Origin of the sequence: Cryobacterium soli, assembly GCF_003611035.1 — a bacterium.
GTDB classification, from domain to species: domain Bacteria; phylum Actinomycetota; class Actinomycetes; order Actinomycetales; family Microbacteriaceae; genus Cryobacterium; species Cryobacterium soli.
This window is the reverse complement of sequence record NZ_CP030033.1, coordinates 3,459,655-3,481,584: the sequence shown is the minus strand read 5'-3', so window position 1 is coordinate 3,481,584 and position 21,930 is coordinate 3,459,655. Positions and strand designations below refer to the sequence as shown.

General features: G+C 67.1%; 25 protein-coding genes. 4 read left to right on the top strand and 21 right to left on the bottom strand.

What is annotated here, in order from left to right; genetic code table 11:
• Window positions 1–76: 76 nt before the first annotated feature.
• Window positions 77–970 (bottom strand): tRNA pseudouridine(38-40) synthase TruA, encoded by an 894-nt coding sequence (gene truA, locus DOE79_RS16155; protein ID WP_120340384.1) that lies wholly within the window; start codon window positions 968–970, stop codon window positions 77–79.
• Window positions 971–1,122: 152 nt separating this feature from the next.
• Here truA and DOE79_RS16150 point away from each other — a divergent pair, with 152 nt between their 5' ends.
• A complete protein-coding gene (locus DOE79_RS16150; RefSeq protein ID WP_120339374.1) occupies window positions 1,123–3,219 on the top strand; it encodes an acyltransferase family protein in 2,097 nt (698 codons plus the stop codon).
• Between the two features lie 203 nt (window positions 3,220–3,422).
• Here DOE79_RS16150 and rplQ read toward each other — a convergent pair whose 3' ends face one another.
• The 12 genes from rplQ to DOE79_RS16090 form a co-directional block, all read right to left on the bottom strand.
• A complete protein-coding gene (rplQ, locus tag DOE79_RS16145) occupies window positions 3,423–3,947 on the bottom strand; it encodes a 50S ribosomal protein L17 (RefSeq protein ID WP_120339373.1) in 525 nt (174 codons plus the stop codon).
• 51 nt (window positions 3,948–3,998) lie between these two features.
• The gene (locus DOE79_RS16140; RefSeq protein WP_066597571.1) at window positions 3,999–4,988 is read right to left on the bottom strand and encodes a DNA-directed RNA polymerase subunit alpha; all 990 of its coding nucleotides are present in this window, start codon (window positions 4,986–4,988) and stop codon (window positions 3,999–4,001) included.
• A gap of 164 nt (window positions 4,989–5,152) precedes the next feature.
• A complete protein-coding gene (rpsK, locus tag DOE79_RS16135) occupies window positions 5,153–5,551 on the bottom strand; it encodes a 30S ribosomal protein S11 (protein WP_066597573.1) in 399 nt (132 codons plus the stop codon).
• A gap of 42 nt (window positions 5,552–5,593) precedes the next feature.
• The gene (rpsM, locus tag DOE79_RS16130) at window positions 5,594–5,968 is read right to left on the bottom strand and encodes a 30S ribosomal protein S13 (protein WP_066597575.1); all 375 of its coding nucleotides are present in this window, start codon (window positions 5,966–5,968) and stop codon (window positions 5,594–5,596) included.
• 191 nt (window positions 5,969–6,159) lie between these two features.
• The gene (gene rpmJ, locus DOE79_RS16125) at window positions 6,160–6,273 is read right to left on the bottom strand and encodes a 50S ribosomal protein L36 (protein ID WP_035834639.1); all 114 of its coding nucleotides are present in this window, start codon (window positions 6,271–6,273) and stop codon (window positions 6,160–6,162) included.
• A gap of 68 nt (window positions 6,274–6,341) precedes the next feature.
• Window positions 6,342–6,563 (bottom strand): translation initiation factor IF-1, encoded by a 222-nt coding sequence (gene infA / locus DOE79_RS16120; protein ID WP_022883252.1) that lies wholly within the window; start codon window positions 6,561–6,563, stop codon window positions 6,342–6,344.
• Window positions 6,564–6,739: 176 nt separating this feature from the next.
• On the bottom strand, window positions 6,740–7,891 hold the full coding sequence (locus tag DOE79_RS16115; protein ID WP_120339372.1) for a mannitol-1-phosphate 5-dehydrogenase: 1,152 nt from the start codon (window positions 7,889–7,891) through the stop codon (window positions 6,740–6,742).
• Window positions 7,888–8,328 carry a PTS mannitol transporter subunit IIA gene (locus tag DOE79_RS16110; RefSeq protein ID WP_120339371.1) on the bottom strand — a complete coding sequence of 147 codons (441 nt, stop codon included), beginning with the start codon at window positions 8,326–8,328 and terminating at the stop codon, window positions 7,888–7,890. The genes DOE79_RS16115 and DOE79_RS16110 overlap by 4 nt, the downstream gene beginning before the upstream one ends.
• Complete coding sequence (locus DOE79_RS16105; protein WP_120339370.1) at window positions 8,328–9,785, bottom strand: PTS mannitol transporter subunit IIBC; 1,458 nt, start codon at window positions 9,783–9,785, stop codon at window positions 8,328–8,330. The genes DOE79_RS16110 and DOE79_RS16105 overlap by 1 nt, the downstream gene beginning before the upstream one ends.
• The gene (ptsP, locus tag DOE79_RS16100; protein ID WP_120339369.1) at window positions 9,782–11,506 is read right to left on the bottom strand and encodes a phosphoenolpyruvate--protein phosphotransferase; all 1,725 of its coding nucleotides are present in this window, start codon (window positions 11,504–11,506) and stop codon (window positions 9,782–9,784) included. The genes DOE79_RS16105 and ptsP overlap by 4 nt, the downstream gene beginning before the upstream one ends.
• Before the next feature lie 15 nt (window positions 11,507–11,521).
• A complete protein-coding gene (locus tag DOE79_RS16095; protein ID WP_120339368.1) occupies window positions 11,522–11,788 on the bottom strand; it encodes an HPr family phosphocarrier protein in 267 nt (88 codons plus the stop codon).
• Window positions 11,789–11,917: 129 nt separating this feature from the next.
• Window positions 11,918–12,235, bottom strand: coding sequence for a PTS sugar transporter subunit IIB (locus tag DOE79_RS16090; protein WP_120339367.1), 318 nt, complete (start codon window positions 12,233–12,235; stop codon window positions 11,918–11,920).
• Window positions 12,236–12,402: 167 nt separating this feature from the next.
• Here DOE79_RS16090 and DOE79_RS16085 point away from each other — a divergent pair, with 167 nt between their 5' ends.
• Window positions 12,403–14,334, top strand: a complete 1,932-nt coding sequence (locus tag DOE79_RS16085) for a BglG family transcription antiterminator (RefSeq protein WP_120339366.1) — start codon at window positions 12,403–12,405, stop codon at window positions 14,332–14,334.
• Between the two features lie 41 nt (window positions 14,335–14,375).
• Here DOE79_RS16085 and DOE79_RS16080 read toward each other — a convergent pair whose 3' ends face one another.
• Complete coding sequence (locus DOE79_RS16080; RefSeq protein ID WP_120339365.1) at window positions 14,376–15,818, bottom strand: aldehyde dehydrogenase family protein; 1,443 nt, start codon at window positions 15,816–15,818, stop codon at window positions 14,376–14,378.
• A 59-nt stretch (window positions 15,819–15,877) separates the two neighbouring features.
• On the opposite strand from DOE79_RS16080, the gene DOE79_RS16075 reads away from it, so the two are divergent.
• Together DOE79_RS16075 and DOE79_RS16070 are read left to right on the top strand one after the other, a co-directional pair.
• A complete protein-coding gene (locus tag DOE79_RS16075; protein WP_120339364.1) occupies window positions 15,878–16,426 on the top strand; it encodes a DUF1569 domain-containing protein in 549 nt (182 codons plus the stop codon).
• Window positions 16,423–17,031, top strand: coding sequence for a TetR/AcrR family transcriptional regulator (locus DOE79_RS16070; RefSeq protein WP_120339363.1), 609 nt, complete (start codon window positions 16,423–16,425; stop codon window positions 17,029–17,031). Before DOE79_RS16075 ends, DOE79_RS16070 begins: the two co-directional genes overlap by 4 nt.
• Before the next feature lie 61 nt (window positions 17,032–17,092).
• On the opposite strand, the gene map is transcribed toward DOE79_RS16070, so the two are convergent.
• From map to rplR, 7 genes are all read right to left on the bottom strand, one after another.
• The gene (map, locus tag DOE79_RS16065) at window positions 17,093–17,929 is read right to left on the bottom strand and encodes a type I methionyl aminopeptidase (protein WP_245976980.1); all 837 of its coding nucleotides are present in this window, start codon (window positions 17,927–17,929) and stop codon (window positions 17,093–17,095) included.
• A 97-nt stretch (window positions 17,930–18,026) separates the two neighbouring features.
• On the bottom strand, window positions 18,027–18,641 hold the full coding sequence (locus tag DOE79_RS16060) for an adenylate kinase (RefSeq protein ID WP_120339362.1): 615 nt from the start codon (window positions 18,639–18,641) through the stop codon (window positions 18,027–18,029).
• Window positions 18,638–19,960, bottom strand: coding sequence for a preprotein translocase subunit SecY (gene secY, locus DOE79_RS16055; RefSeq protein WP_120339361.1), 1,323 nt, complete (start codon window positions 19,958–19,960; stop codon window positions 18,638–18,640). The genes DOE79_RS16060 and secY overlap by 4 nt, the downstream gene beginning before the upstream one ends.
• A 102-nt stretch (window positions 19,961–20,062) precedes the next feature.
• Window positions 20,063–20,665, bottom strand: a complete 603-nt coding sequence (gene rplO, locus DOE79_RS16050; protein WP_084021203.1) for a 50S ribosomal protein L15 — start codon at window positions 20,663–20,665, stop codon at window positions 20,063–20,065.
• Window positions 20,665–20,847 (bottom strand): 50S ribosomal protein L30, encoded by a 183-nt coding sequence (gene rpmD / locus DOE79_RS16045; protein ID WP_066597599.1) that lies wholly within the window; start codon window positions 20,845–20,847, stop codon window positions 20,665–20,667. The genes rplO and rpmD overlap by 1 nt, the downstream gene beginning before the upstream one ends.
• Window positions 20,847–21,560: a 30S ribosomal protein S5 gene (rpsE, locus tag DOE79_RS16040; RefSeq protein ID WP_084021204.1), complete on the bottom strand. Its 714-nt coding sequence runs from the start codon at window positions 21,558–21,560 to the stop codon at window positions 20,847–20,849. Before rpsE ends, rpmD begins: the two co-directional genes overlap by 1 nt.
• Window positions 21,557–21,928, bottom strand: coding sequence for a 50S ribosomal protein L18 (gene rplR / locus DOE79_RS16035; protein ID WP_066597603.1), 372 nt, complete (start codon window positions 21,926–21,928; stop codon window positions 21,557–21,559). Before rplR ends, rpsE begins: the two co-directional genes overlap by 4 nt.
• Between the last annotated feature and the right edge of the window lie 2 nt (window positions 21,929–21,930).

Below are 21,930 nucleotides of genomic sequence, written 5' to 3'. Positions count from 1 at the left end.
ACGCTCAGACACCAAAGGTCAACACTAGTTCACGGGACGGCTAAGGCACAACTCCGCAGGGCAGATCCGTGCGCACTCACTCGTCTTCGGGCAGTTCGCGGCGCGCGCGCGTCTGAGCGGCACGGATGGCCATTCCGGCGTCCTCGGGGTAGCCCACCTCCATGAGGGTGAGTCCGTGCGCCTGCATCACCTTGAACTCGCTGGTGCGGGCGCGCTCGATCCGCAGGTCCACCAGACGGGTGCCCACCAATTTGCCCTCCCCCACCGAGACGCAGGCGCCCACGAGCGCGCGCACCATCGAGTGGCAGAACGCGTCGGCCTGCACGGTGGCCACGAGCACCCCGTCGGGGTCCCGCCGCCAGTCGAAGGACTGCAGGGTGCGAATGGTCGTGGCCCCTGGCCGCGGCTTGCAGTAGGTGGCGAAGTCGTGCAGCCCGATCAGGGTGGCCGCGGCCTCTTGCATGGCTTCCAGGTCGAGGGCGAAGCCGTGCCACGTGGTACGCAGCCGCTGCAGCGGATCGTGCAGCGCCAGGGGGTCGGCGATGCGGTATTCGTAGCGACGCCAGAGGGCGGAGAAGCGCGCGTCGAACCCGGCGGGTGCGACGGTGGCGCTGCGGATCACGATCTCGGGCTGGGTGACCAAGATGCCGCCGAGCCGGCGCTGCACCATCGAGGCCAGCTCGTTGGGGTACTTGGGGGCGCCCCGGCCCCTCTTGACGCGCACGAGGCTGTCGACCTGGTCGGCGTTGAGGTCGAAGTGCGCCACCTGGCCCAGGGCGTGCACACCGGAGTCGGTGCGGCCGGCGACCACGAGATCCGGGGTGGGCTGGTGCCGTTTCAGGATGGCGCCCAGGCCCTCCTCGATCTGGCCCTGGATGGTCTTGTAGCCGGGCTGACGGGCCCAGCCGAAGTAACCGGTGCCGTCGTACGCCACGTCCAGGCGGATGCGGGTGGAGCCGGGTTCGGGCATCGCGTCGGACGGCTCCGCGAGCGCGCCATCCGGGTTGAGGTCCGTCAGCACCGGCAGCGGAAGGCCGTCTACGGGCTCGGGAAAACTCACAGAGGTCAGTGTAGAGGCCCGACCGGGTTATCGTTGGACGGGCCTTCGACGGCCCCTTCGCTATGACCAGTACTTTCCGCACGGATCCCCGCTCCCGCGCCACAGCCCTCTCCGCGGCCGGGTCGAGCACGCCGGCCGGGGCATCCGGTGCCGGCAGCGCCGCCGGGGTCGCCGGCCTGACCGGGCCTGGCCGCCGCCGTCTGAGCGGCCTCGACGGGTTGAGGGGGCTCGCCGTGGCTCTCGTCGTGATCTACCACCTGTTCCCGCCGGCGCTTCGGGGCGGTTTCATCGGCGTGGACATCTTCTTCGTCATCAGCGGCTTCCTCATCACCGGGCTGATCGTGGCCGAACAGGACAGCACCGGCAGGTTCTCGCCCCGTCGGTTCTGGCTGCACCGGGTCCGACGGTTGATCCCCGCCCTGGTGCCCCTGGTGCTCGTGGCGTGCACGGCGGCCTGGCTGATCGGCGGCGACGTGCTCGTGGGCCTCGGCTGGAAGCTTCTCGGCACCGCCACGTTCAGCTACAACTGGGTGTCGCTGACCGCGCACACCAGCTATTTCGACTCCGGCCAGCCCGAGCTCTTCCGCAACTTCTGGTCGCTCGCGGTCGAGGAACAGTTCTACCTGCTCTGGCCGCTCCTCCTGTTGCTGCTGCTCCGCCTCCGCCGCCCGGGCCTCCGCCTGGCCCTCGTAGCGGCTCTCGCGCTCGCCTCGGCGGCCTGGATGGGCATCGGCTTCCACCCCGGCAGCGACCCCACCCGGGTCTACTACGGCTCCGACACGCACAGCTTCGGCCTGCTCATCGGCGCCTGCCTGGCCCTGCTGCTCCGCCCGCGGCCGGTCGCGCGGGGAACGCAACACCCTGAAGCGAGCCAGAACGCCGAGATCGCTCCGCAGACTCGTTCGGGCCCGGCCGGCGTCGACCCCGAGCGCGCGCCGATCCGTCGATCCATCGCCGCCGCCCGCCCGTGGTGGGGCGCGGGCGCCGTGGCGGGCCTCCTCGCCGCCGCGATCTGGCTGCCCGACAACTCCGCCGTCACTTACCGGGGCGGGCTGCTGCTGGTCTCGCTGTTCAGCGCCGTGGTCATCTGGGCGGCCATCGCCGACGGCCGGTTCGGGCGCATACTCGACACCGCTCCCCTGCGCTACCTCGGCGAGCGGTCGTACGGCCTCTACCTCTGGCACTGGCCGCTGCTGGTGCTCGTGCAGCTCTGGGATCCCGTCGGCACCGGCCCCTGGAGCATCGTGGGCACCGGACTCACCACCCTGGTTCTCGCCCTCAGCGCCGCCGCACTCTCGCACCGCTGGCTGGAGACCCCGATCCGCCGGTTCGGCCTGCGCGGCGCGCTCCGCCGTCTACGCGGTTGGGCCGCCGGATCATCGAGCGCGCCCGGCGCCCCTCGACACCAGCGACCGCGGTATGTCCTCGCCATTGTCGCCGTGGCGACGGTGCTGCTGCTGGCCGGCACCGCCGCATCCGTTCTGACGGCGCCGTCGATGACCTCGGCGCAGGCCGAGGTGCTGCGCGGCCAGCAGGCGCTCGACCGGGCGGCCGAGGCCGCGGAGGCTCAGGCCGCTGCCGTCGCCGCAGCGCAGGCCGCCGGGGTGGCCGCTGAAGCCACCCGCGGCTCCACCATCACCGCGGTCGGCGACTCGGTCATGTTAGCCTCCGCGGCGGAACTGCAGGCGGAGTTCCCCGGCATCGCGATCGACGCGCAGGTCTCCCGCGGCATGGACGCCGCCCCGGAGATCCTCGCCGCGCAGCGCGACGCCGGCACCCTGCGCCCGGTCGTGGTCGTAGGACTGGGCACCAACGGCCCGATCACTCCGGCCGAGCTCGCCGCCATCATGCGATCCATCGGGCCGAGCCGCGAACTTATCGTGGTCAACGCTTTCGCCGACCGGGACTGGACCGCCGGCGTCAACGCCGAGCTGGCGGACTTCTCGGCGCACCGCGCCCGCGTCGCCCTGGCCGACTGGAGCGGCGCGATCGCCCCGCACGTGGACGTGCTCGCCGACGACGGCATCCACCCCGGCCCCACCGGCGGTGCGATCTACGCCGACGCCGTGGCGACCGCACTCGACAGCCTGGCGGATGCGCCGCTGGCCCCGGTGCCCGGCGCCGACACCCTCCAGGCCTTCCGCCCGCAGCCCCGCTAGCCGCTCGCCACGGCACCCAAGCCCGACCGCCGCCGTGCCGGAGGCTTCTGGGCCTTCGCTGCACCGCCTGGTAGGTGACCGCGCCCGCTACAGCGGGCGCGGTCACCCACCAGAGGTGCGGTCGACGCATCCGGGCACACAAAAAGGGCCCGACCGAAGTCGGGCCCTTTCAGGTACTACAGGTTCAGCAGGTGACGCTGATGCTACTTGGCTTCCTCAGCGGATGCCTCGGTAGCGTCGGCCTCGACGGCGTCGGCTTCGACAACCTCAGCCTCGACGGCCTCGGGTGCTTCGGTCTCAACGACGGTCTCCTCTGCGACCGGCGCGGACGCCTTCGCGGAGGCCTTGTTCGACTTCACCTTGGGCGAAACGGGCTCGAGAACGAGCTCCATCTGCACCATGGAGGCGTTGTCGCCCTTACGGAAGCCGAGCTTCGTGATGCGGGTGTAGCCACCATCGCGCAGCGCAACCTGGGGCGCGATCTCGGTGAAGAGCTCGTGCACGACGGTCTTGTCGCCGATCGTCGCGAGAACGCGACGACGAGCGTGCAGGTCGCCACGCTTGGCGAAAGTCACCAGGCGCTCGGCGACCGGACGCAGGCGCTTGGCGCGCGTCTCGGTCGTCTTGATGGACTTGTGGGTGAACAGGCTGGCGGCCAGGTTCGCGAGCATGAGGCGCTCGTGCGCCGGTCCGCCACCGAGACGGGCTCCCTTAGTGGGCTTAGGCATTATCGGTAATCTCCAGTATCAAAGTCGAAAGGCGTCGAGGAACGACGAGCCTTAGATGGTTTCTTCGTCGTAGCCGCTGTAGAAGTGCGCACCGTCAAAGCCGGGCACAGAATCCTTGAGCGACAGGCCAAGCTCGACGAGCTTGTCCTTGACCTCATCCACCGACTTCTGACCGAAGTTGCGGATGTTCATCAGCTGGGTCTCCGAGAGGGCGACCAGTTCGCTGACGTTGTTGATGCCTTCGCGCTTGAGGCAGTTGTACGAGCGCACGGACAGATCGAGGTCTTCGATCGGCACGGACAGCTCGGTCGAGAGAACGGCGTCGACCGGCGCGGGGCCGATCTCAATGCCCTCAGCGGCCGTGTTGAGCTCGCGGGCCAGACCGAACAGCTCGGTCAGCGTACGACCGGCGGATGCGATGGCGTCGCGAGGCGAGATAGCCGACTTGGTCTCCACGTCAACGACGAGGCGGTCGAAGTCGGTGCGCTCACCGGCACGAGTTGCCTCGACACGGTAGGTCACCTTGAGAACCGGCGAGTAGATCGAGTCGACCGGAATCTGGCCGGCCTCGGAGTACTCGTTGCGGTTCTGGGTAGCCGACACGTAACCACGGCCACGCTCGATGGTCAGTTCAAGTTCGAACTTGGCCTTGTCGTTCAGGGTCGCGATGACGAGCTCGGGGTTGTGAACCTCCACGCCGGCCGGAGCCGAGATGTCGGCAGCGGTGACCTGGCCGGAGCCCTGCTTGCGCAAGTACGCGGTGATCGGCTCGTCGTGCTCGCTCGAGATGACGAGTCCCTTGATGTTCAGGATGATCTCGGTGACATCTTCCTTGACCCCGGGAACGGTGCTGAATTCGTGAAGCACTCCATCGATACGGATGCTGGTGACAGCAGCGCCGGGAATCGAGGAAAGCAGGGTGCGGCGCATCGAGTTACCGAGGGTGTAGCCGAAGCCGGGCTCGAGCGGTTCGATGACGAACCGGGACCGGAACTCCGAGATGTTCTCTTCGGTGAGCGTGGGGCGCTGTGCGATAAGCACTATTGATTCCTTTCGGCGAAGTGTCCGCTATATGACACTTAGTGGCGAGTTGTTAAGTTGTGAGACTCGACGGGGTGGCTGGCCACCCTGTCGCGGTGAACGGCGAGTGAGCCTGCCCGGATCTTTCGACCCAGACAAGCCCAATCGCCAGTCACTGAAAGGAATTAAACGCGGCGGCGCTTCGGGGGACGGCAACCGTTGTGAGCCTGGGGCGTCACGTCGTTGATCGAACCAACTTCGAGGCCGGCAGCCTGCAGCGAACGGATAGCCGTTTCGCGGCCGGAGCCCGGTCCCTTGACGAAGACGTCAACCTTCTTCATGCCGTGCTCCTGCGCCTGGCGGGCAGCCGACTCGGCGGCCAGCTGAGCGGCGAACGGGGTCGACTTGCGCGAACCCTTGAAGCCGACTCCACCTGAGGACGCCCAGCTGATGACTGCACCGGTGGTGTCAGTGATCGAGACGATGGTGTTGTTGAACGTGGACTTGATGTGAGCCTGGCCCACAACAATGTTCTTCTTTTCTTTCTTACGCGGCTTCCGTACGGCCGACTTGGGTGCTGCCATGATTTCTCCTGAATCCTAGAGGCGAGACGGGCTAGGCGAGGCCTAGCGCGCCTTCTTCTTGCCGGCTACGGTGCGCTTCGGGCCCTTGCGGGTGCGAGCGTTGGTCTTGGTGCGCTGGCCGCGAACGGGCAGGCCCTTGCGGTGACGAATACCTTCGTAGCTACCGATCTCGACCTTGCGGCGGATGTCAGCGGCGATCTCGCGTCGAAGGTCACCCTCGATCTTGAAGGTTCCTTCGATGTAGTCGCGGAGCTGGACGAGCTGCTCGTCAGTCAGGTCCTTGACGCGAATGTTTCCATCGATCTCGACGTCGGCGAGGGTCTTGAGGGCCCTCGTACGGCCAACACCGAAAATGTAAGTAAGTGCAACTTCCACGCGCTTATCGCGCGGAATGTCTACGCCGGCTAGACGTGCCATTGTGGCTTCTCCTGTGGGATGAGTGGAGGTCTGTAACAGTGCCTGTGCATCGGCCTCCAACCGATGGTGTCACCCCGAGGGGTTCCCGGCACTGCTAAGTATTTAGTTGTTAAGCTGCTGGCCGCGGTGAGATCGGCCTGCGGGTCTCGACAAGCTCGACCAGCCCTGAGGCTGCTGGGCTTGCCAGGTGACTAGCCCTGACGCTGCTTGTGACGCGGGTTCTCGCAGATGACCATCACGTTGCCGTTACGGCGGATGACCTTGCACTTGTCACAGATCTTCTTGACGCTGGGCTTGACCTTCATGGGTGTGTCCTTGTAATCGCTGTCTTCGTACCCTCGGGATGCCGTGGGCCGTTACTTACAGCAACGCTTTACTTGTAGCGGTAAACGATCCGACCGCGGGTCAGGTCGTAAGGGCTCAGCTCCACGATCACGCGGTCCTCAGGGAGGATGCGGATGTAGTGCTGACGCATCTTGCCCGAAATGTGGGCAAGAACTTTGTGGCCGTTGGTCAACTCAACGCGAAACATCGCATTGGGAAGAGCTTCGACTACTGCGCCCTCGATCTCGATGACACCGTCTTTTTTGGCCATAACTCACTATCGCTAAAGTATTGGTTGCTGGTCGTGCGTGGATGTGGCGGCCAGACACGCCAATAAAGGCGGTGCTAGACACCAAGGATTTATCCTATGCTATGCAATTGCCTTTTGGCAATTCATCCCTATAATCCCTCGGCCCGTTTCCAGGCCGAGGGACGGTGGGACAGCACTCAGGATGCGGTGACGGCTCCGCGAACGACCTCGAGCACGTCCGCGTAGAGCGGATGCGCGGGCTCGAGCCCGCACACGTCGGCCACGATGGTCTCGGCCGAGTCAGTGGCGAGCATCCGCTGCAGCTCGACGCTCTGCTCGTCGTCGGCCACGTTGAAGCGCAGCGCCGCGGCGATGGCCTCGAGCAGCGCCACGGGGCGGGTGCCCCGCTCGGCGATCTCGGCCGCCGGGCCGATGAAGCGTTCGTGCCGGCTGAGCTTGCGCAGCGGCTGGCGGCCGACACGTTCGACGGTGTCGGGCAGCGACGGGTTGGCGAAGCGGCCGAGGATCTTCTCCCGGTAGGCGCGCTGGGTGGCCTCGTCGAGGCCGTGCTTGGCCACCAGGAGGGCGCTGGTCTCTTCGAGCACCCGGCGGGCGCCGTCGGCGACCGAGGGCACCAGCAGGGCGTCGGAGAGCTTGGAGACACCGGCCTGGGTGCCGAGGTAAGCCACCGTGGCGTGCCCGGTGTTCACCGTGAAGAGCTTCCGCTCGATGTACGGGGCGAGGTCCTCGACGAACGTGGCGCCGGGGATCGTCGGCGGGGCGTCGCCGAAAGCGGGGCTTTCGATGACCCACTCGTAGAAGGCCTCGACGGTGACGTCGATGCCGGCATCCGCCGCCTGGCCGGGAACGATGCGGTCCACGGCCGTGTTCGCGAAGGCCACCCGGCCGGCGAGGGCGTCGCGGTCGCCGTCGGGCACGTTTGCCCAGACCTGCTCGGCGAGCACATCCGTGGCGTTGATCGCGTTCTCGCAGGCCATCACGGCCAGCGGCGCGCGGCCGGCATCGCGGCGGGCCAGGCCCGCCGCGATGACCGGAGCCACGAAACGCAACACGTTCGGTCCGACGGCGGTGGTGACCGCGTCGGCCGTGGCGATCTCGTTGATGAGATCGGCCTCGTGGGTGGAACTGTTGATGGCGCGGAAGTTGTCGACCACCTTGTCGGTGGGCGTCTCCCCCGCCTCGTGCACCGTGTAGGACGTTGCACCCTGCAGAGCCTCAATAAGAGGAGCATTCACATCGGCGAAGACGACCTCATAACCGGCCTCGTGAAGCAGGAGCCCGACGAAACCGCGGCCGATGTTGCCCGCGCCGAAGTGAATGGCTTTCATTCTGCGTTTACCTCCTCGAGCAACGCGAAAATGTCTTCCTGCGTTGCTGCATCGATCAATTTCTGTACTTCGTCCTCGTCCGAGAAGACGACGGCGATCTTGGAGAGGATCTCCAGGTGTTCGTTGTTCAGCCCGGCAATGCCGACCGCAAACTTGACGGGCTGTCCGTCCCAGTCGATCGGATCCGCGTAGCGCACGAGCGAGAGAGCCGACCGCACGATCGACTCCTTCGCGTCGTTCGTGCCGTGCGGGATCGCCAGGAAGTTACCCATGTAGGTCGAGACGGAGTTCTCGCGCTCGAACATCGAGTCGACATACTCCTGCGTGACCGCTCCGGAGGCGACCAGCAGTGCGCCGGCCTCCCGGATTGCGTCGTCCCGGGTGGTGGCCGTTCCCGCGGCCACCACGTTCTGCGGTTCCAGAATGCTCTGGGTCATTACTTAGTCACTTCCTCGCTTGTGCCCTGGAGAGATTCCACGACCTCGTCGTACTTCGGGCTGTTCATGAAGTTGTCCACCGAGACGTGCACCGACTTGGGGCTCTTGCCCCGGGCGCGGTCCGTCAGGTCCTGGTGGGTGATCACGAGGTCGGCGGTTCCGTCGAGGTTCGCGATGGCCTGGTTGGTCACCGTGACCCCTTCGATGCCGGCCTTCTTGATCTTGTTGCGGAGCACCGAGGCGCCCATGGCGCTCGAGCCCATACCAGCGTCGCACGCGAAGACGATGTTCTTCACAGCGTGACCGGTGGCGGCCGAGGCGCCCAGGTTGCTCAGCACGGAGCTGGACTTGCCCTTGTTGGCTTCGGTCTTGGCGATGGCGGCGGCCAGTTCGTTGTCGTTCTCAGCGGCCAGGTCCTTCTTGCGGCTGGCGCGGAGGATGACCGCACCGATCGCGAAGGACACACCGGCGGAGGCGATCACGGAGAGGATCACGCCGACGTAGTCGGTTCCGGGCGTCTGTGCGAGCACGGCGATGATGCTGCCGGGCGAGGCGGGAGCGCGGAGGCCGGTCTGGAAGGCGACGTTCACGGCAACACCGGTCATGCCACCACCGATGGCGGCGAAGACGAGCATCGGCTTCATCAGTACGTAGGGGAAGTAGATCTCGTGGATACCACCGAGGAACTGGATGATGATCGCGCCGGGTGCACTCGCACGGGCCAGGCCCACGCCGAAGAACGTGAACGCGAGCAGGATGCCCAGGCCGGGGCCGGGGTTCGCCTCGAGGAGGAACAGGATGGACTTGCCGCTCTCCTGTACCTGCTGCACACCGATGGGGGTGAGCACGCCGTGGTTGATGGCGTTGTTGAGGAAGAGGATCTTGCCCGGTTCGATGAAGATCGACGCGATCGGCAGCAGGCCGTTGGCGATCAGCCAGTCGACGACCGACTCGAGGAAGGCGCTCAGTCCGGTGACCAGCGGGGCGATTCCGAAGAACGCACCCAGGGCCAGGGCGAAGCCGAGGATACCGGCGGAGAAGTTGTCCACCAGCATCTCGAAGCCGGGCCGGATCTTGCCGGCCCAGATCTTGTCGACCTTCATCAGGATCCACGCGGAGAGCGGTCCGACGATCATCGCACCGATGAACATCGGGATCGAGCTGCCGACGATGACGCCCATGGTGGCGATCGAGGCGATCACTCCACCGCGGGTGCCGTAGACCATGCGGCCACCGGTGTTGGCGATCAGCAACGGCAGTAGGTACAAGATCATCGGGTCGACGAGCGTGACCAGGGTCTCGTTGGGGGTCCAGCCGGTGGGGATGAAGAAGGCGGTGATGATGCCCCACGCGATGAACGCCGCGATGTTGGGCATGATCATGCCGCTCAGGAAGGTGCCGAAGGCCTGAACGTGGACCCTCGCGCCCTTCTTCTCGGTGACAGACGTCGTTGTCATTTCTGTGTACCTCTCTCGGGGTGGGTAAGCACGGTAGGGGCCGTGCTGCTGGGGTCGGAGCTGGTGTAACTGTGTGCGATTGCGGTTGCCGCGGCGCGAGCGGATGCTGCGCCGTCGGCGGACAGAGCGGCCGCGGCAAGGTGCCGCGCCTGCTCAAGAGTGAAGTCGGCCAGGGAGGCCCGAACGTCGGCGAGGGCGGCAGCCGACATCGACAGGGTCGTGGCGCCGAGACCCACGAGCACCACGGCGAGCAGCGGGTCGGCCGCAGCCTCGCCGCAAACACCGACGGGCTTGCCGGCCGCGGCGCCGGCGGCGCCCACCTCGCCCACCAGGCGCAGCACCGCGGGGTGCCACGGGTCCTGGAACCCGGCGACGGTTCCGAGCATCCGGTCGGCCGCGAGGGTGTACTGGGTGAGGTCGTTGGTGCCGATCGACGCGAAGTCGGTGTGCGCAAGGATGCGGTGGGCCATCAGCGCCGCGGACGGCACCTCGACCATGACACCGGCGGTCTTCAGGCCCAGGTCGTGGGCGAGGGTAGTGAAGTAGTCGGCCTCTTCCACGGTGGCCACCATCGGCGCCATCACCCAGACATCGGCCTCAGTGGTCGCGGCGGCCTCGGCGAGGGCGGTCAGCTGCTCGCGCAGGATGTCCTCGCTGGCGCGGAGTGCGCGTAGTCCGCGCAGGCCCAGGGCGGGGTTCTCCTCGTCGGCGTCGTTGAGGAACGCGAGCGGCTTGTCGGCGCCGGCGTCGAGCGCCCGCACCACGACCTTCTTGCCGGGGAAGGCGCGCAACATCCGCTCGTATTCACCCTGCTGCTGCAGCACGGTGGGCGCGGAGGTGGAGTCGAGGAAGAGGAACTCGGTGCGGAACAGGCCCACACCCTCTGCACCGAGGGCGACGGCGCGCTCGGCGCCATCCGCTGAGCCCAGGTTGGCCAGCAGCGGCACGCTGGTGCCGTCAGCGAGCTTGCCGGGGCCGATCGGGGCCAGGGCGCGCGCAGCGCGGGCGGCAATGCGGGCCCGGGCGTCGGCGATCTGCTTGTCGGTGGGGGCCACGAGCACGATGCCGTTGGCGGCGTCGATGATGACCTGGTCGCCGTCGGCGAGCTGCGCGGCGGCGTGGGTGCCCACGATCGCCACGATCGACTTCTCGCGGGCCAGGATCGCGGTGTGCGAGGTGGGGCCGCCGTCGATGGTGATGAGGCCGAGCACCTTGGTGAGGTCCAGCAGCGCGGTGTCGGCCGGGGCCAGGTCGCGGGCCACGAGCACAAAGGGTTCGGCCGGGTCGGGCACGCCAGGGGCGGGCAGGCCGCCCAGGTCGGCGATGACCCGCTGGGCCACGTCGTCGAGGTCGGCGGCGCGTTCGCCGAGGTAGCCGCCGAGGGCCAGCAGCTGGTCGCGGAAGGAGGAGAAGGCTTCGAAGACGGCGCGTTCGGCGGTCTGGTGCTTGTGCAGCCGGGCGGTGACCTCGTCGACGAGGGTGGGGTCCTCGGCCATCATGGCCTGGGCCTCGAGCACCTCCTGGGCGGTGCCGCCGGCACGCTCGCCGCGAGCCTCGAGGTCTTCGGCCACGGTGTGCATCGACGAGGTGGCGCGGGCCAGCTCGGCCTCGGGGTCGAGGGTGCTGCGGGTGTCGACGGGTTCGGGCAGCGGTTCGGGCATGCGCAGCACGCGGCCGATGGCCACCCCCTGGCCGATCCCGATTCCCTGCAGTTCCAGCATGGTCAGCAACTCCGCTTAGGCGTCGTGGTCGGTGAGGAGGAGTGCGGCGAGTTCGTCGAGAACGCTCTCGGCGTTGTCACCGTCGGTGGCCAGCGTGACGCTGTCGCCGTGGTTGATGCCGAGCGCGATGACGCCCAGGATGCTGGCGGCATTGACGGCCTTGCCGTCGCCCTTCTGCAGGGTGACCGGGGTGCCGGCGGCCGCAGCGGCCTTGGTGAAGAGCTTCGCGGGGCGAGCGTGCAGCCCGTGGGTCGATCCGATCAGTACGGTGCGTTCAGCCATTTCGTACGCCTAAGCCTTTCCAACGTGCGGGATTGTCACCGGGCCTCAGTCGAGGTCCCGGCTCCGTGCGGGCGGCCGGCAGCCGCCGGCACAACAATCAGGGGTGGTGGGGTGTGGCGCGTGACCAGGTCAGACCCACGACCGTTCGTGCTCTGCATCCACGGCCAGGTCGAGTGCCAGGTCGCCGTCGCGGGCCGCGAAGACCGACTTGGGCAGCAAGGCCACTCCCACGCCGAGCTTCTTCGCCTGAGTGCTGAGGCGCTCGAAGCGGGGAGCGAGGTGCGGGCCGACCAGAAGAACATCGACGGTGTCGAGCGAGCCCGGCAGGTCAGATTCGCTTCCGGCGACAACGGTGAGGGTGAGCCCCCGTTGTTTGCCGGTCACACGCAAACGGTGTGCCACGAATGCGCTGGACGCACCGGCACCACATACGACGAGAATCTTCATTGATTCACTCCTTCCATCGAACTTCTGAATGCAACCCTTACTTTCCTCTTTCCTCTCTTCGCGCACCACCAGAGGGTTTTCCGCACCCTGCGGAAACAAACAAAATGCCTGCTGTTGCGGGCACTACTCTCTGCTTGACTACTCTTGAGACAATGGAGTTGCGCATTATGAGTGATAAACAGGCACGGATGCTGGACTATCTGTCCCAGACGTCGGGCTGGATCACGGCAGGCGAACTCGCTGACCGCCTGGGCGTCACCCCGCGCAGTGTGCGCAGTTACGTCACCGCGGTGAAGGCCGCGGCGCATCCGTTGACGGTGATCGAATCGGGCACCGCCGGGTACCGCATCCTCCGCGACGAGTTCTCCGCGTTCACCGCCGAGCACCGTTCCCGGCCCCGCGACACGGAAGCCGACACCCCGCAGCAGCGTCTCTCCCAGCTGGTGCGCCGGCTCACCGAGGAGGTCGACGGCCTCGACGTGTACGAGTTGGCCGCCGAGAACTTCGTCAGCGACTCCACCGTGGAGGCCGACCTGGCCCGGGTGCGGCTGCTGCTGCCCGACTCCGGGCTCACCCTCGTGCGGCACGGCAGCGTCGTCACCCTCACCGGTTCGGAGACCGACCGGCGCAAGCTGCTCAGCCGCATGTTCCGGGAGGAAAGCGCCCGCGGCATGATCGACCTGGAGACCATCCAGCGCGAGTTCACCTCGGGGCAGGCCGGCGCCGACAGCCTCAGCGCGTTCAAGACCGACCTCATCGACCTGCTCGACGGCCAGGGTTACTTCGTCAACGAGTACGGCATCAACAACGTGCTGCTGCACGTGGCGATCGCCATCGACCGGGTGAGCAAGAACCTCTCCCCCGCGCCGGCCGTGACCGAGCCGCCGTCGGAGCTGGCCACCTCGCTGTCGGGATTGATCATGACGCACTTCGACGTGTGCCTGGGCAGCGGCGACCTGGCCTACCTGGCATTCCTGCTCACCACCCGGGTGATCACGCCCGGGCACGACCAGCCCGCCGAGACCCTCATTGAGAGCTACGTGCAGCCGGCCGAGCTCGCCGCGATGCGCGCGATCGTGGACCGGGCCAGCCAGGAGTACCTCGTCGACCTCGACGACGACGACTTCATCGTGCGGCTCACCCTGCACGTGCGCAACCTGATCAACCGGGCGCACGACAAGTCCTACTCCCGCAACCCGCTCACCCGGTCGATCAAGACCTCCTACCCGCTGATCTACGAGCTGGCCGTGTACATCGCCAGCGAGCTGCAGCGGGCCGAGCAGATCGTGATCAACGACGACGAGATCGCCTACATCGCCATGCACGTCGGCGCGCACCTCGAGCAGCAGGTGCGCCGGGTGGAGCTGGTGACCTGCGCGATCGTGTGCCCCAACTACTACGACATGCACGTGCTGCTGCGCGAACGCATCGAACGGGTGCTCGGCGACGACCTCGAGGTCGTCGCGGTGATCACCCGGTCCGATGTGGCGTGGGACTCGCTGGACGCCGATCTGGTGCTCACCACCATCGACCCCCAGTTGCACTCCGACGGTGTCATCGTGATCCAGCCGTTCCTCACCCAGGGGGATGTGGACCGCATCCGTCAGCACGCCAGTCGAGTGCGGCGGATGCGCCGGCGCGCCCGCCTCAAGGACGATCTGCTGCAGTTCTTCGACGAGTCGTTGTTCTCCCGCAACTTCTACGCCCGCGACGAGGTGGCCATGATCACTGCGCTCGGCGAGCGGATGACGGCCAAGGGCATCATCGACCAGAGCTACGTCGACGGCGCCATCGAACGCGAGCTGATGTCGTCGACTGCGTTCACCGACAACCTCGCGGTGCCGCACGCCATGTCGATGAGTGCCAAGCAGACGTCGATCGCGATCGTGATCAACGACGCCCCGATGGACTGGGGCGACAACCGGGTGAACGTGGTGGCGCTCATCGCGTTCAGCGCCGCTGGGCGCAGCACCTTCCAGGCGGTCTTCGACCAGTTCGTGGAGGTCTTCGCCGACCGCCTCGAGGTGCAGCGCCTGATCAAGCGCTCGGTGGACTTCGCGTCGTTCATCGACGAGCTCGTCCACGTGATGGACACCTAGCCCCGCCCCATCCGCGAGCCGCGCCCCTCGTATACCCGCCGTCAGCGGCGGAGGGTGGAGACCAGGCGGCGCACCAGTTGGGTGCGGCGTCGCGCGTAGGGCGCGGCCACAAGGCCGAGCACATCCGGATGAGCCGGCGTGCGCAGCACCGCCCTGTCGTGACTGAACAGGGCCACCGAGCCCTCACCGTGGTAGCTGCCCATACCGCTGGCCCCCACCCCGCCGAACGGCAGGCCGGGCACCATGAGGTGCGACATCGGAGCGCCGAGCCCCACCGCACCGGACGACGTGCGGGCCAGGATGGCCTGCTCCGCCGTGCGACTGCGGGTGAACGCGTAGAGCGCCAGGGGCTTCTCCCTGGCCCCGATGAAGCGGATGCCCTCGTCCAGGCCCGACACGGTCACGATCGGCAGGATGGGCCCGAAGATCTCCTCCGTCATCACGGCCGAGGCCGGGTCGACGTCGGCGAGCACGGTCGGCGCGATGTACAGCTCTGCCGCATCCGTCGCCCCGCCGGCCACGAGCCGGCCCTGGCCGAGCATGGCAGCCAGCCGGCCGAACTGCCGTTCATTCACAATGCGGCCGTAGTCGGGGCTCGATTTCGGGTCGGCCCCGTAGAGGTCGGTGATGGCACCCACGAGGAGCGGCTCCAGCCGGGCGGCGACCGCCGGGGTGGTCAGCACGTAGTCCGGCGCCACGCAGGTCTGCCCGGCGTTGACGAACCGCCCCCAGGCAATCCGGCGGGCCGCGCTGGCCAGGTCGGCGGAGGCGTCCACCCACACCGGGGATTTGCCGCCGAGTTCGAGGGTCACTGGTGTCAGGTGTAGTGCGGCAGCCTGCAGCACGATGCGGGCGACCGCGCCGTTGCCCGTGTAGAAGATGTGGTCCACGCGTTGCGCCAACAGCTCGGTGGTCTCGGGGATGCCGCCCTCGACAACGCTCACGGCCTCCCGGTCGAGGTAGGCGGGCACCAGTCGGGCCAGCAGCGTCGACGTGGCGACGGCCAACTCGCTGGGCTTGAGCACCACGGTGTTGCCCGCGGCCAGGGCTCCGATCAATGGAGCGAGTAGCAGCTGCACCGGGTAGTTCCACGGCGCGATCACGGTCACCACGCCCAGGGGCTCGCGCACGATCCGGGCGCTGGACGGCATCAGCACCAACGGCACGGGCACCCGGCGCGGCCGAAGCCAGCGCCCGAGATGCCGCAGGGTGTGGTCGATCTCCCGCACCAGGATGCCGATCTCGGTCAGGTCCGATTCGGTCGCGCTCTTTCGCAGGTCGGTGTACAGCGCTTCCCGCAGGTCGTCCCGGTTGTCGACCAGCAGCCGGCGCAACGCCCGCAGTTGGGCCCGCCGCCAGGCCAGAGGCCGGGTGCGACCGGAATCGAAGCCGTCGCGCATCCGCTGCACGGCCGCACCGGGGCTCGGCGCAGTGTCGGGAACGCTCGGGTGCGGCACGTCGGTGAGGGTGGGAGCAGAGATCATGGCACCACCCTAATACGAAACAGTTCGCTTTCGTTTCTGAAAAGGAGTATTTTCGGAGCATGAGTTCCTTCCGCCCTGTTCCCGCCGACATCACGGATGCCGCCACTCCCCTCCCCGCGCTGGTTGCCTTCGTCGACACGCTCGAGTCGCGCGTGCGCCAGGACGGCTCCGGCGCAGCGCTGCTGAGCCCGCGCGGCAGCTACAGCTTCTCGGAGACCGCACAGCACGCCGCGCAGAGCATCGGGTACTCCATGACCGGGTACCCCAAGCTGGCGCCGGCGTCCCTGCGGGTCACGGTGGGGCGCGCGGTCAAGCATGTCTTCCTCCGCCGGGGCGCCATGCGGCACAACCTGTCCGCCCCAGTCTCCGGCGCCCCCGCACTCGACCCCGGCATGCCCGACCTGAGCGCCGTGCAGGTGCTCCGCGACGCGGTGAACCGCCTGGTCGCCTTCGACGGCGCCCTACAGCCGCACCCCACCTACGGGCGCTGCACCAAGGACCAGGTCGCGAGCCTACAGACCCTGCACCTGCGTGAGCACCTGCCCGGCGCCGAGCGGGCCGGGGCAGCCACAACACCGTGCTCCCCCACCGTCGAGCCCACCAGATGAGCGTCCCCGACCAGGCCACGTCCGGTGCGCGCGGCCGCCCTATGGACGCCCGCGTCGACGACGCCATCATCGCGGCCACCACGGCGCTCCTGGCCGAGCGCGGCTACGGCGCGCTGACCACCGCTGCCATCGCGCGGCGGGCCGGGGTGTCCACCGCGTCGCTCTACCGCCGCTGGTCGTCGAAGGAAGACCTCGTCGCATCCGCCTGCCGCACGATCGTGGCCGACTATCTCAGCCCCGACGACACCGGCTCGCTCGACGGTGACCTCACCGTGCTCGTGCGAAACAAGATCACCGCGCTGAGCGGTCTGCTCGGCGTGGTGCTCAAGTCGCTAGTGGGCCAGGCCGCGCACGATCCGGCGATCGCGGCGATCCTCGAGCGGGAGATCCTCGACGTGACGACCGCGCACGTCGCGGCCATCCTGGAGCGAGCGACCGCCCGTGGAGAGATCGGTGCCGGCTACGACGTGTCAGGCACCGCGGACCTCGCCATCGCCCTGGTCACCACCCCGCTGCTGTTGCGCGCCGACGGCCCCAGCGCGGTCGCCCGGCTCGTTCCGGAGCGCATCGCGGGCCAGCTGATCGCCGCACTCCTCCGCCCCTAGGCGCCCAGCCGCTTCCCCTGCGATCCCAGAAGCGGGCGAGACGCGCGCTCAGCCGGGCGGGCTAGGCCAGGGGCGTGGGGGTGATGCCGAACTGGGCCAGGCCCGCTGCGCCCCCGTCTTCGGCGGTGAGCACCCAGATGCCATCCTTGTGCACGGCCACGCTGTGCTCCCAGTGCGCGGCGGCCTTGCCGTCGCTCGTGGCGACGGTCCAGTCGTCGTCGCGGGTGTAGGTCTCGATGTCACCGAGCACCACCATCGGCTCGATGGCCACGACGAGGCCGGGCTTCACGTCCGGGCCCTTCTGGCGCACCCGGTAGTTGAACACCGGCGGCGCCTCGTGCATCGACTTGCCGATTCCGTGGCCCACGTAGTCGGTGAGGATGCCGTAGCTGCCCTGCGACTCGATGTAGTCCTCGATGGCCTCGCCCACCTCGTTGAGGTGACGTGCCTCGGCGAGCCGGGCGATGCCGTGCCAGAGCGACTGCTCGGTCACGCGGGAGAGTTCCTGCCGCTCGGCCACGACCTCGGGCCGCGACGGGTCGGGCAGCACGAAGGTGAACGCCGCGTCGCCGTTCCAGCCGTCGAGGATGGCTCCGCTGTCGATCGAGACGATGTCGCCGGGTTCGAGAACCCGGCCGTTCGGGATGCCGTGCACCACGTCGTCGTTCACCGAGGCGCACACGGTGTGGAAGTAGCCCTGCTCGAGCTTGAAGTTGGGCCGGCCGCCCCGGGCCACAATGGCGGCTTCAGCGGCCGCATCCAGGGCCAGCGTGGTCACGCCCACCTGCATCGCTTCGCGGGCTGCCACGAGCGACGCGGCGGTCGCCAGGCCGGGGGCCAGCATGAGGCGCATCTGCGCCGGAGTCTTGTAGATGGAGCGGCGAAGGGCCACGGTCATACCTGCAAACTAAGTCGTCGTGCGAAAGCGGGCGCCGGGAGGCGTCCGGGGGAAAACGAAAGGGCGCCGACCGAAGCCGACGCCCAATCACAGCAATTTACGCCGAGGCCGCAACCGCGTCGGTGGGCCCGACGGCGTGCAGGCCGCGTTCGGCAAGCGCCGCCACGATGCGGTCAGTGACCTGGTCGACAGCGCCGAGGCCGTCGATGGTGACGACCAGGCCGCGCTTGTCGTACAGGTCGATCAGCGGGGCGGTCTGCTCCTCGTAGACCTCGAGACGGTGACGGATGACGTCTGCCGTGTCATCGGCACGACCCTGTTCCGCAGCGCGTTTGAGCAACCGCGCCACGACCTCATCGGTGTCGGCCACGATCTGCACCACGGCGTCGAGAGAAGTACCCTCCGCCTCGAGCAGGCGGTCGAGTTCGAGCACCTGCTCAGTGGTTCGCGGGTACCCGTCGAGCAGGAAGCCCTGCCGGGCGTCCGGCTCCTTGAGCCGGTCGGCGACGATCGCGTTGGTCAGCGAGTCGGGCACGTACTTGCCGGCCTCAATGAACGCCTTGACCTGCACTCCGAGCTCGGTCTCGTTCTTCACGTTGTGGCGGAAGATGTCGCCGGTGGAGATGGCGGGAACACCGAAGGCCTCGGCCAGGCGCACGGCCTGGGTGCCCTTGCCCGCACCGGGCGGGCCGATCACGAGAAGTCGGGTCATCGCAGGAGCCCTTCGTAGTGGCGTTGCTGCAGCTGAGAGTCGATCTGCTTCACGGTCTCCAGGCCGACACCCACGATGATGAGGATGCTGGCGCCACCGAACGGGAAGTTCTGGTCGGCGCCGATGGCCGAGAAAGCTATCAGCGGGATCAGCGCGATCAGGCCGAGGTACAGAGCCCCGGGCAGCGTCACGCGGGTGAGCACGTAGTCGAGGTACTCGGCGGTGGGCCGGCCCGCGCGGATGCCGGGGATGAACCCGCCGTACTTCTTCATGTTGTCGGCGACCTCTTCGGGGTTGAAGGTGATCGCGACGTAGAAGTAGGTGAAGCCCACGATGAGCAGGAAGTACATCGCCATGTAGAGCGGGTGGTCGCCCTTGGTGAGGTTGTTGGTGATCCAGGTGACCCAGGCCAGCGGTTCGGTGCCCGCGGCGGGTTGGTTGAACTGGGCGATCAGCGCCGGCAGGTACAGCAGCGACGACGCGAAGATGACGGGCACAACGCCGGCCATGTTCACCTTGATCGGAATGTAGGTGTTGTTGCCGCCATACGTGCGGCGGCCCACCATGCGCTTGGCGTATTGCACCGGGATGCGGCGTTGCGACTGCTCGACGAATACCACGGCGGCCACAACGACCAGCCCGATGGCCAGGACGATGAGCAGGATGTCGATGCCGTTCTGCTGGCCGATCGCGAACAGCGAGTTCGGGAAGCGGGCGGCGATCGACGTGAAGATGAGGAGGGACATGCCGTTGCCGATGCCGCGCTCGGTGATCATCTCACCCATCCACATGATGACGCCGGTGCCGGCGGTCATGGTGATGACCATCAGCATGATGGCGTACCAGGCGTCGTTGGTGATCAGCTGCGAGCACTCGGACGAGGCCGAGGTGCCGAACAGGGCGCCGCTGCGGGCGACGGTGATCAGCGTCGTCGACTGCAGGATGCCGAGGGCGATGGTGAGGTAACGCGTGTACTGGGTGAGCTTGGACTGGCCCGCCGCGCCCTCCTTGTAGAGGGTCTCGAAGTGGGGAATCACCACGCGCAGCAGCTGCACGATGATGGAGGCCGTGATGTACGGCATGATCCCCAGTGCGAAGACGGACAGCTGCAGCAGGGCGCCACCGCTGAACAGGTTCACGAGCTCGTAGAGGCCGCTCGTCCCCTGGTTCGCTGCAAGACAGGCTTGCACGTTGCCGAAGTCCACGAATGGGGCGGGGATGAACGAGCCCAGACGGAACAGGGCGACGATGCCCAGGGTGAACCCGATCTTCTTACGAAGGTCCGGCGTGCGGAATATCCGCGCAATGGCGCTAAACAAAAAAGGCCTCCAGTTAGTAACAAAGAACGAGCTTGCCGAGACAGCGTCAGCGCATTAGTCGCTGAGCAGGCTCGACAAGCTCGATCTCGTCTACGGGTCTTACTACTTGATCGAGCCACCTGCTGCGACGATCTTCTGCTCAGCTGAGCGGGAGACCTTATCGACTGCAACAGTCAGCTTAACCGCAATGTCACCATTGCCGAGAACCTTGACCTTCTCGTTGTCACGAACAGCACCCTTGGCGACCAGCGATTCGATGGTTACATCGCCGCCGGTCGGGTACAGCTCGGCCAGGCGTTCCAGGTTTACAACCTGGTACTCCACGCGGAACGGGTTCTTGAACCCGCGCAGCTTCGGGGTGCGCATGTGCAGCGGCATCTGCCCACCCTCGAAGCCGATACGCACGGTGTAGCGTGCCTTGGTGCCCTTGGTGCCACGACCCGCGGTCTTACCCTTGGATCCTTCACCACGGCCAACGCGCTGCTTGTCCTTCTTCGATCCGGGCGCGGGGCGAAGGTGGTGAACCTTCAGCACCTGCGGACGGGCCTCAGTGGGCTCAGTCGGCGCGGCGGCCTTCTTGGCAGCAGCAGTCTTGGCCGGAGCCTTGGCTGCAGCAGCCTTCGTGGTCGTCGCCTTGGGGGCGGCGGCCTTCTTAGCGGCGGGCTTGGTTGCGACCTTCTCGGTCGCTTCCTTCTCGTCAGCCATTAGTCAATCTCCTCGACCTTCACCAGGTGAGCAACGGTGTTGACGTAGCCACGGTTCTGCGAGTTGTCCTCGCGGATCGTGACGGCGCCAATGCGACGCAGGCCCAGGCTGCGAAGCGTGTCGCGCTGGTTCTGCTTCTCACTAATTTTGGACTTGATCTGCGTAATCTTCAGCTGAGCCATTAGGCACCTGCCTTCGCGCTTGCGGCGGCTGCTGCTGCAGCCGCATCGGCACGCAGAAAACGGGCCGGAGCCACGTCTTCGTAGGAAAGGCCACGGCGAGCCGCAACCGCACGCGGCTCTTCGAGCTGGTGCAGGGCCTCCACCGTGGCGTGCACGATGTTGATGGTGTTCGACGAACCGAGCGACTTGCTCAGCACGTCGTGGATGCCGGCGCATTCGAGTACGGCGCGCACCGGGCCACCGGCGATAACGCCGGTACCTGCTGCGGCCGGACGGAGAAGAACGACTCCGGCAGCGGCTTCACCCTGAACGGGGTGCGGGATGGTCAGGCCGACGCGGGGAACGCGGAAGAAGTTCTTCTTCGCTTCCTCGACGCCCTTGCTGATTGCGGTCGGGACCTCGCGGGCCTTACCGTAACCAACGCCTACCAGGCCGTTACCGTCTCCGACGACGACCAGAGCGGTGAAGCTGAAGCGACGACCACCCTTGACCACCTTGGAAACACGGTTGATCGTGACGACGCGCTCGAGGAACTGGCTCTTCTCGGCGTCACGGCTTCCGCGCTCACGGTTCGGGCTGCGCTCACGGCCACCACGACGAGCCTCGCGGGGCTCGTTCTGCGGCGGCGTAGTCGAAGCTGCGGTCTCCACCGGAACTTCAGTGACGACGTCTGCTTCTTTCGCTGCTGCTGTGCTGCTGGATTCAGTGCTCACAGGTCCAACCCTCCCTTTCGAGCTCCTTCGGCGATGGCTGCGACGCGTCCTGCGTACTTGCTGCCACCACGGTCAAATACGACTGCTTCAATGCCGGCAGCCTTCGCACGCTCTGCGACGAGCTCGCCGACCTTGAGGGCCTTGGCGGTCTTGTCACCATCGAAGGTGCGCATGTCAGTTTCGAGAGTCGACGCCGACGCGAGGGTGAAACCCTTGCTGTCGTCAACGACCTGCACGAATACGTGGCGAGCCGAACGGGTGACGACGAGACGCGGACGAAGCGCGGTCCCCTCGATCTTCTTGCGAAGACGTGCGTGCCTGCGTCCGCGGGCAGCCGACTTGCTTTTTCCTCTAGTTCCGAGACCCATGG

What these genes read in the sequence shown, in the direction of transcription:
- rpsM (WP_066597575.1), bottom strand. Translation starts at nt 5,968, where the DNA reads ATGGCACGTCTAGCCGGCGTAGACATTCCGCGCGATAAGCGCGTGGAA.
- rpsK (WP_066597573.1), bottom strand. Translation starts at nt 5,551, where the DNA reads ATGGCAGCACCCAAGTCGGCCGTACGGAAGCCGCGTAAGAAAGAAAAG.
- DOE79_RS16080 (WP_120339365.1), bottom strand. Translation starts at nt 15,818, where the DNA reads ATGATCTCTGCTCCCACCCTCACCGACGTGCCGCACCCGAGCGTTCCC.
- map (WP_245976980.1), bottom strand. Translation starts at nt 17,929, where the DNA reads ATGACCGTGGCCCTTCGCCGCTCCATCTACAAGACTCCGGCGCAGATG.
- truA (WP_120340384.1), bottom strand. Translation starts at nt 970, where the DNA reads ATGCCCGAACCCGGCTCCACCCGCATCCGCCTGGACGTGGCGTACGAC.
- infA (WP_022883252.1), bottom strand. Translation starts at nt 6,563, where the DNA reads ATGGCCAAAAAAGACGGTGTCATCGAGATCGAGGGCGCAGTAGTCGAA.
- rplO (WP_084021203.1), bottom strand. Translation starts at nt 20,665, where the DNA reads ATGGCTGACGAGAAGGAAGCGACCGAGAAGGTCGCAACCAAGCCCGCC.
- rpmD (WP_066597599.1), bottom strand. Translation starts at nt 20,847, where the DNA reads ATGGCTCAGCTGAAGATTACGCAGATCAAGTCCAAAATTAGTGAGAAG.
- DOE79_RS16115 (WP_120339372.1), bottom strand. Translation starts at nt 7,891, where the DNA reads ATGAAAGCCATTCACTTCGGCGCGGGCAACATCGGCCGCGGTTTCGTC.
- rplR (WP_066597603.1), bottom strand. Translation starts at nt 21,928, where the DNA reads ATGGGTCTCGGAACTAGAGGAAAAAGCAAGTCGGCTGCCCGCGGACGC.
- rplQ (WP_120339373.1), bottom strand. Translation starts at nt 3,947, where the DNA reads ATGCCTAAGCCCACTAAGGGAGCCCGTCTCGGTGGCGGACCGGCGCAC.
- DOE79_RS16060 (WP_120339362.1), bottom strand. Translation starts at nt 18,641, where the DNA reads ATGACCCGACTTCTCGTGATCGGCCCGCCCGGTGCGGGCAAGGGCACC.
- DOE79_RS16070 (WP_120339363.1), top strand. Translation starts at nt 16,423, where the DNA reads ATGAGCGTCCCCGACCAGGCCACGTCCGGTGCGCGCGGCCGCCCTATG.
- DOE79_RS16095 (WP_120339368.1), bottom strand. Translation starts at nt 11,788, where the DNA reads ATGGCTGAACGCACCGTACTGATCGGATCGACCCACGGGCTGCACGCT.
- DOE79_RS16090 (WP_120339367.1), bottom strand. Translation starts at nt 12,235, where the DNA reads ATGAAGATTCTCGTCGTATGTGGTGCCGGTGCGTCCAGCGCATTCGTG.
- DOE79_RS16105 (WP_120339370.1), bottom strand. Translation starts at nt 9,785, where the DNA reads ATGACAACGACGTCTGTCACCGAGAAGAAGGGCGCGAGGGTCCACGTT.
- rpmJ (WP_035834639.1), bottom strand. Translation starts at nt 6,273, where the DNA reads ATGAAGGTCAAGCCCAGCGTCAAGAAGATCTGTGACAAGTGCAAGGTC.
- ptsP (WP_120339369.1), bottom strand. Translation starts at nt 11,506, where the DNA reads ATGCTGGAACTGCAGGGAATCGGGATCGGCCAGGGGGTGGCCATCGGC.
- DOE79_RS16075 (WP_120339364.1), top strand. Translation starts at nt 15,878, where the DNA reads ATGAGTTCCTTCCGCCCTGTTCCCGCCGACATCACGGATGCCGCCACT.
- DOE79_RS16150 (WP_120339374.1), top strand. Translation starts at nt 1,123, where the DNA reads ATGACCAGTACTTTCCGCACGGATCCCCGCTCCCGCGCCACAGCCCTC.
- DOE79_RS16085 (WP_120339366.1), top strand. Translation starts at nt 12,403, where the DNA reads ATGAGTGATAAACAGGCACGGATGCTGGACTATCTGTCCCAGACGTCG.
- DOE79_RS16110 (WP_120339371.1), bottom strand. Translation starts at nt 8,328, where the DNA reads ATGACCCAGAGCATTCTGGAACCGCAGAACGTGGTGGCCGCGGGAACG.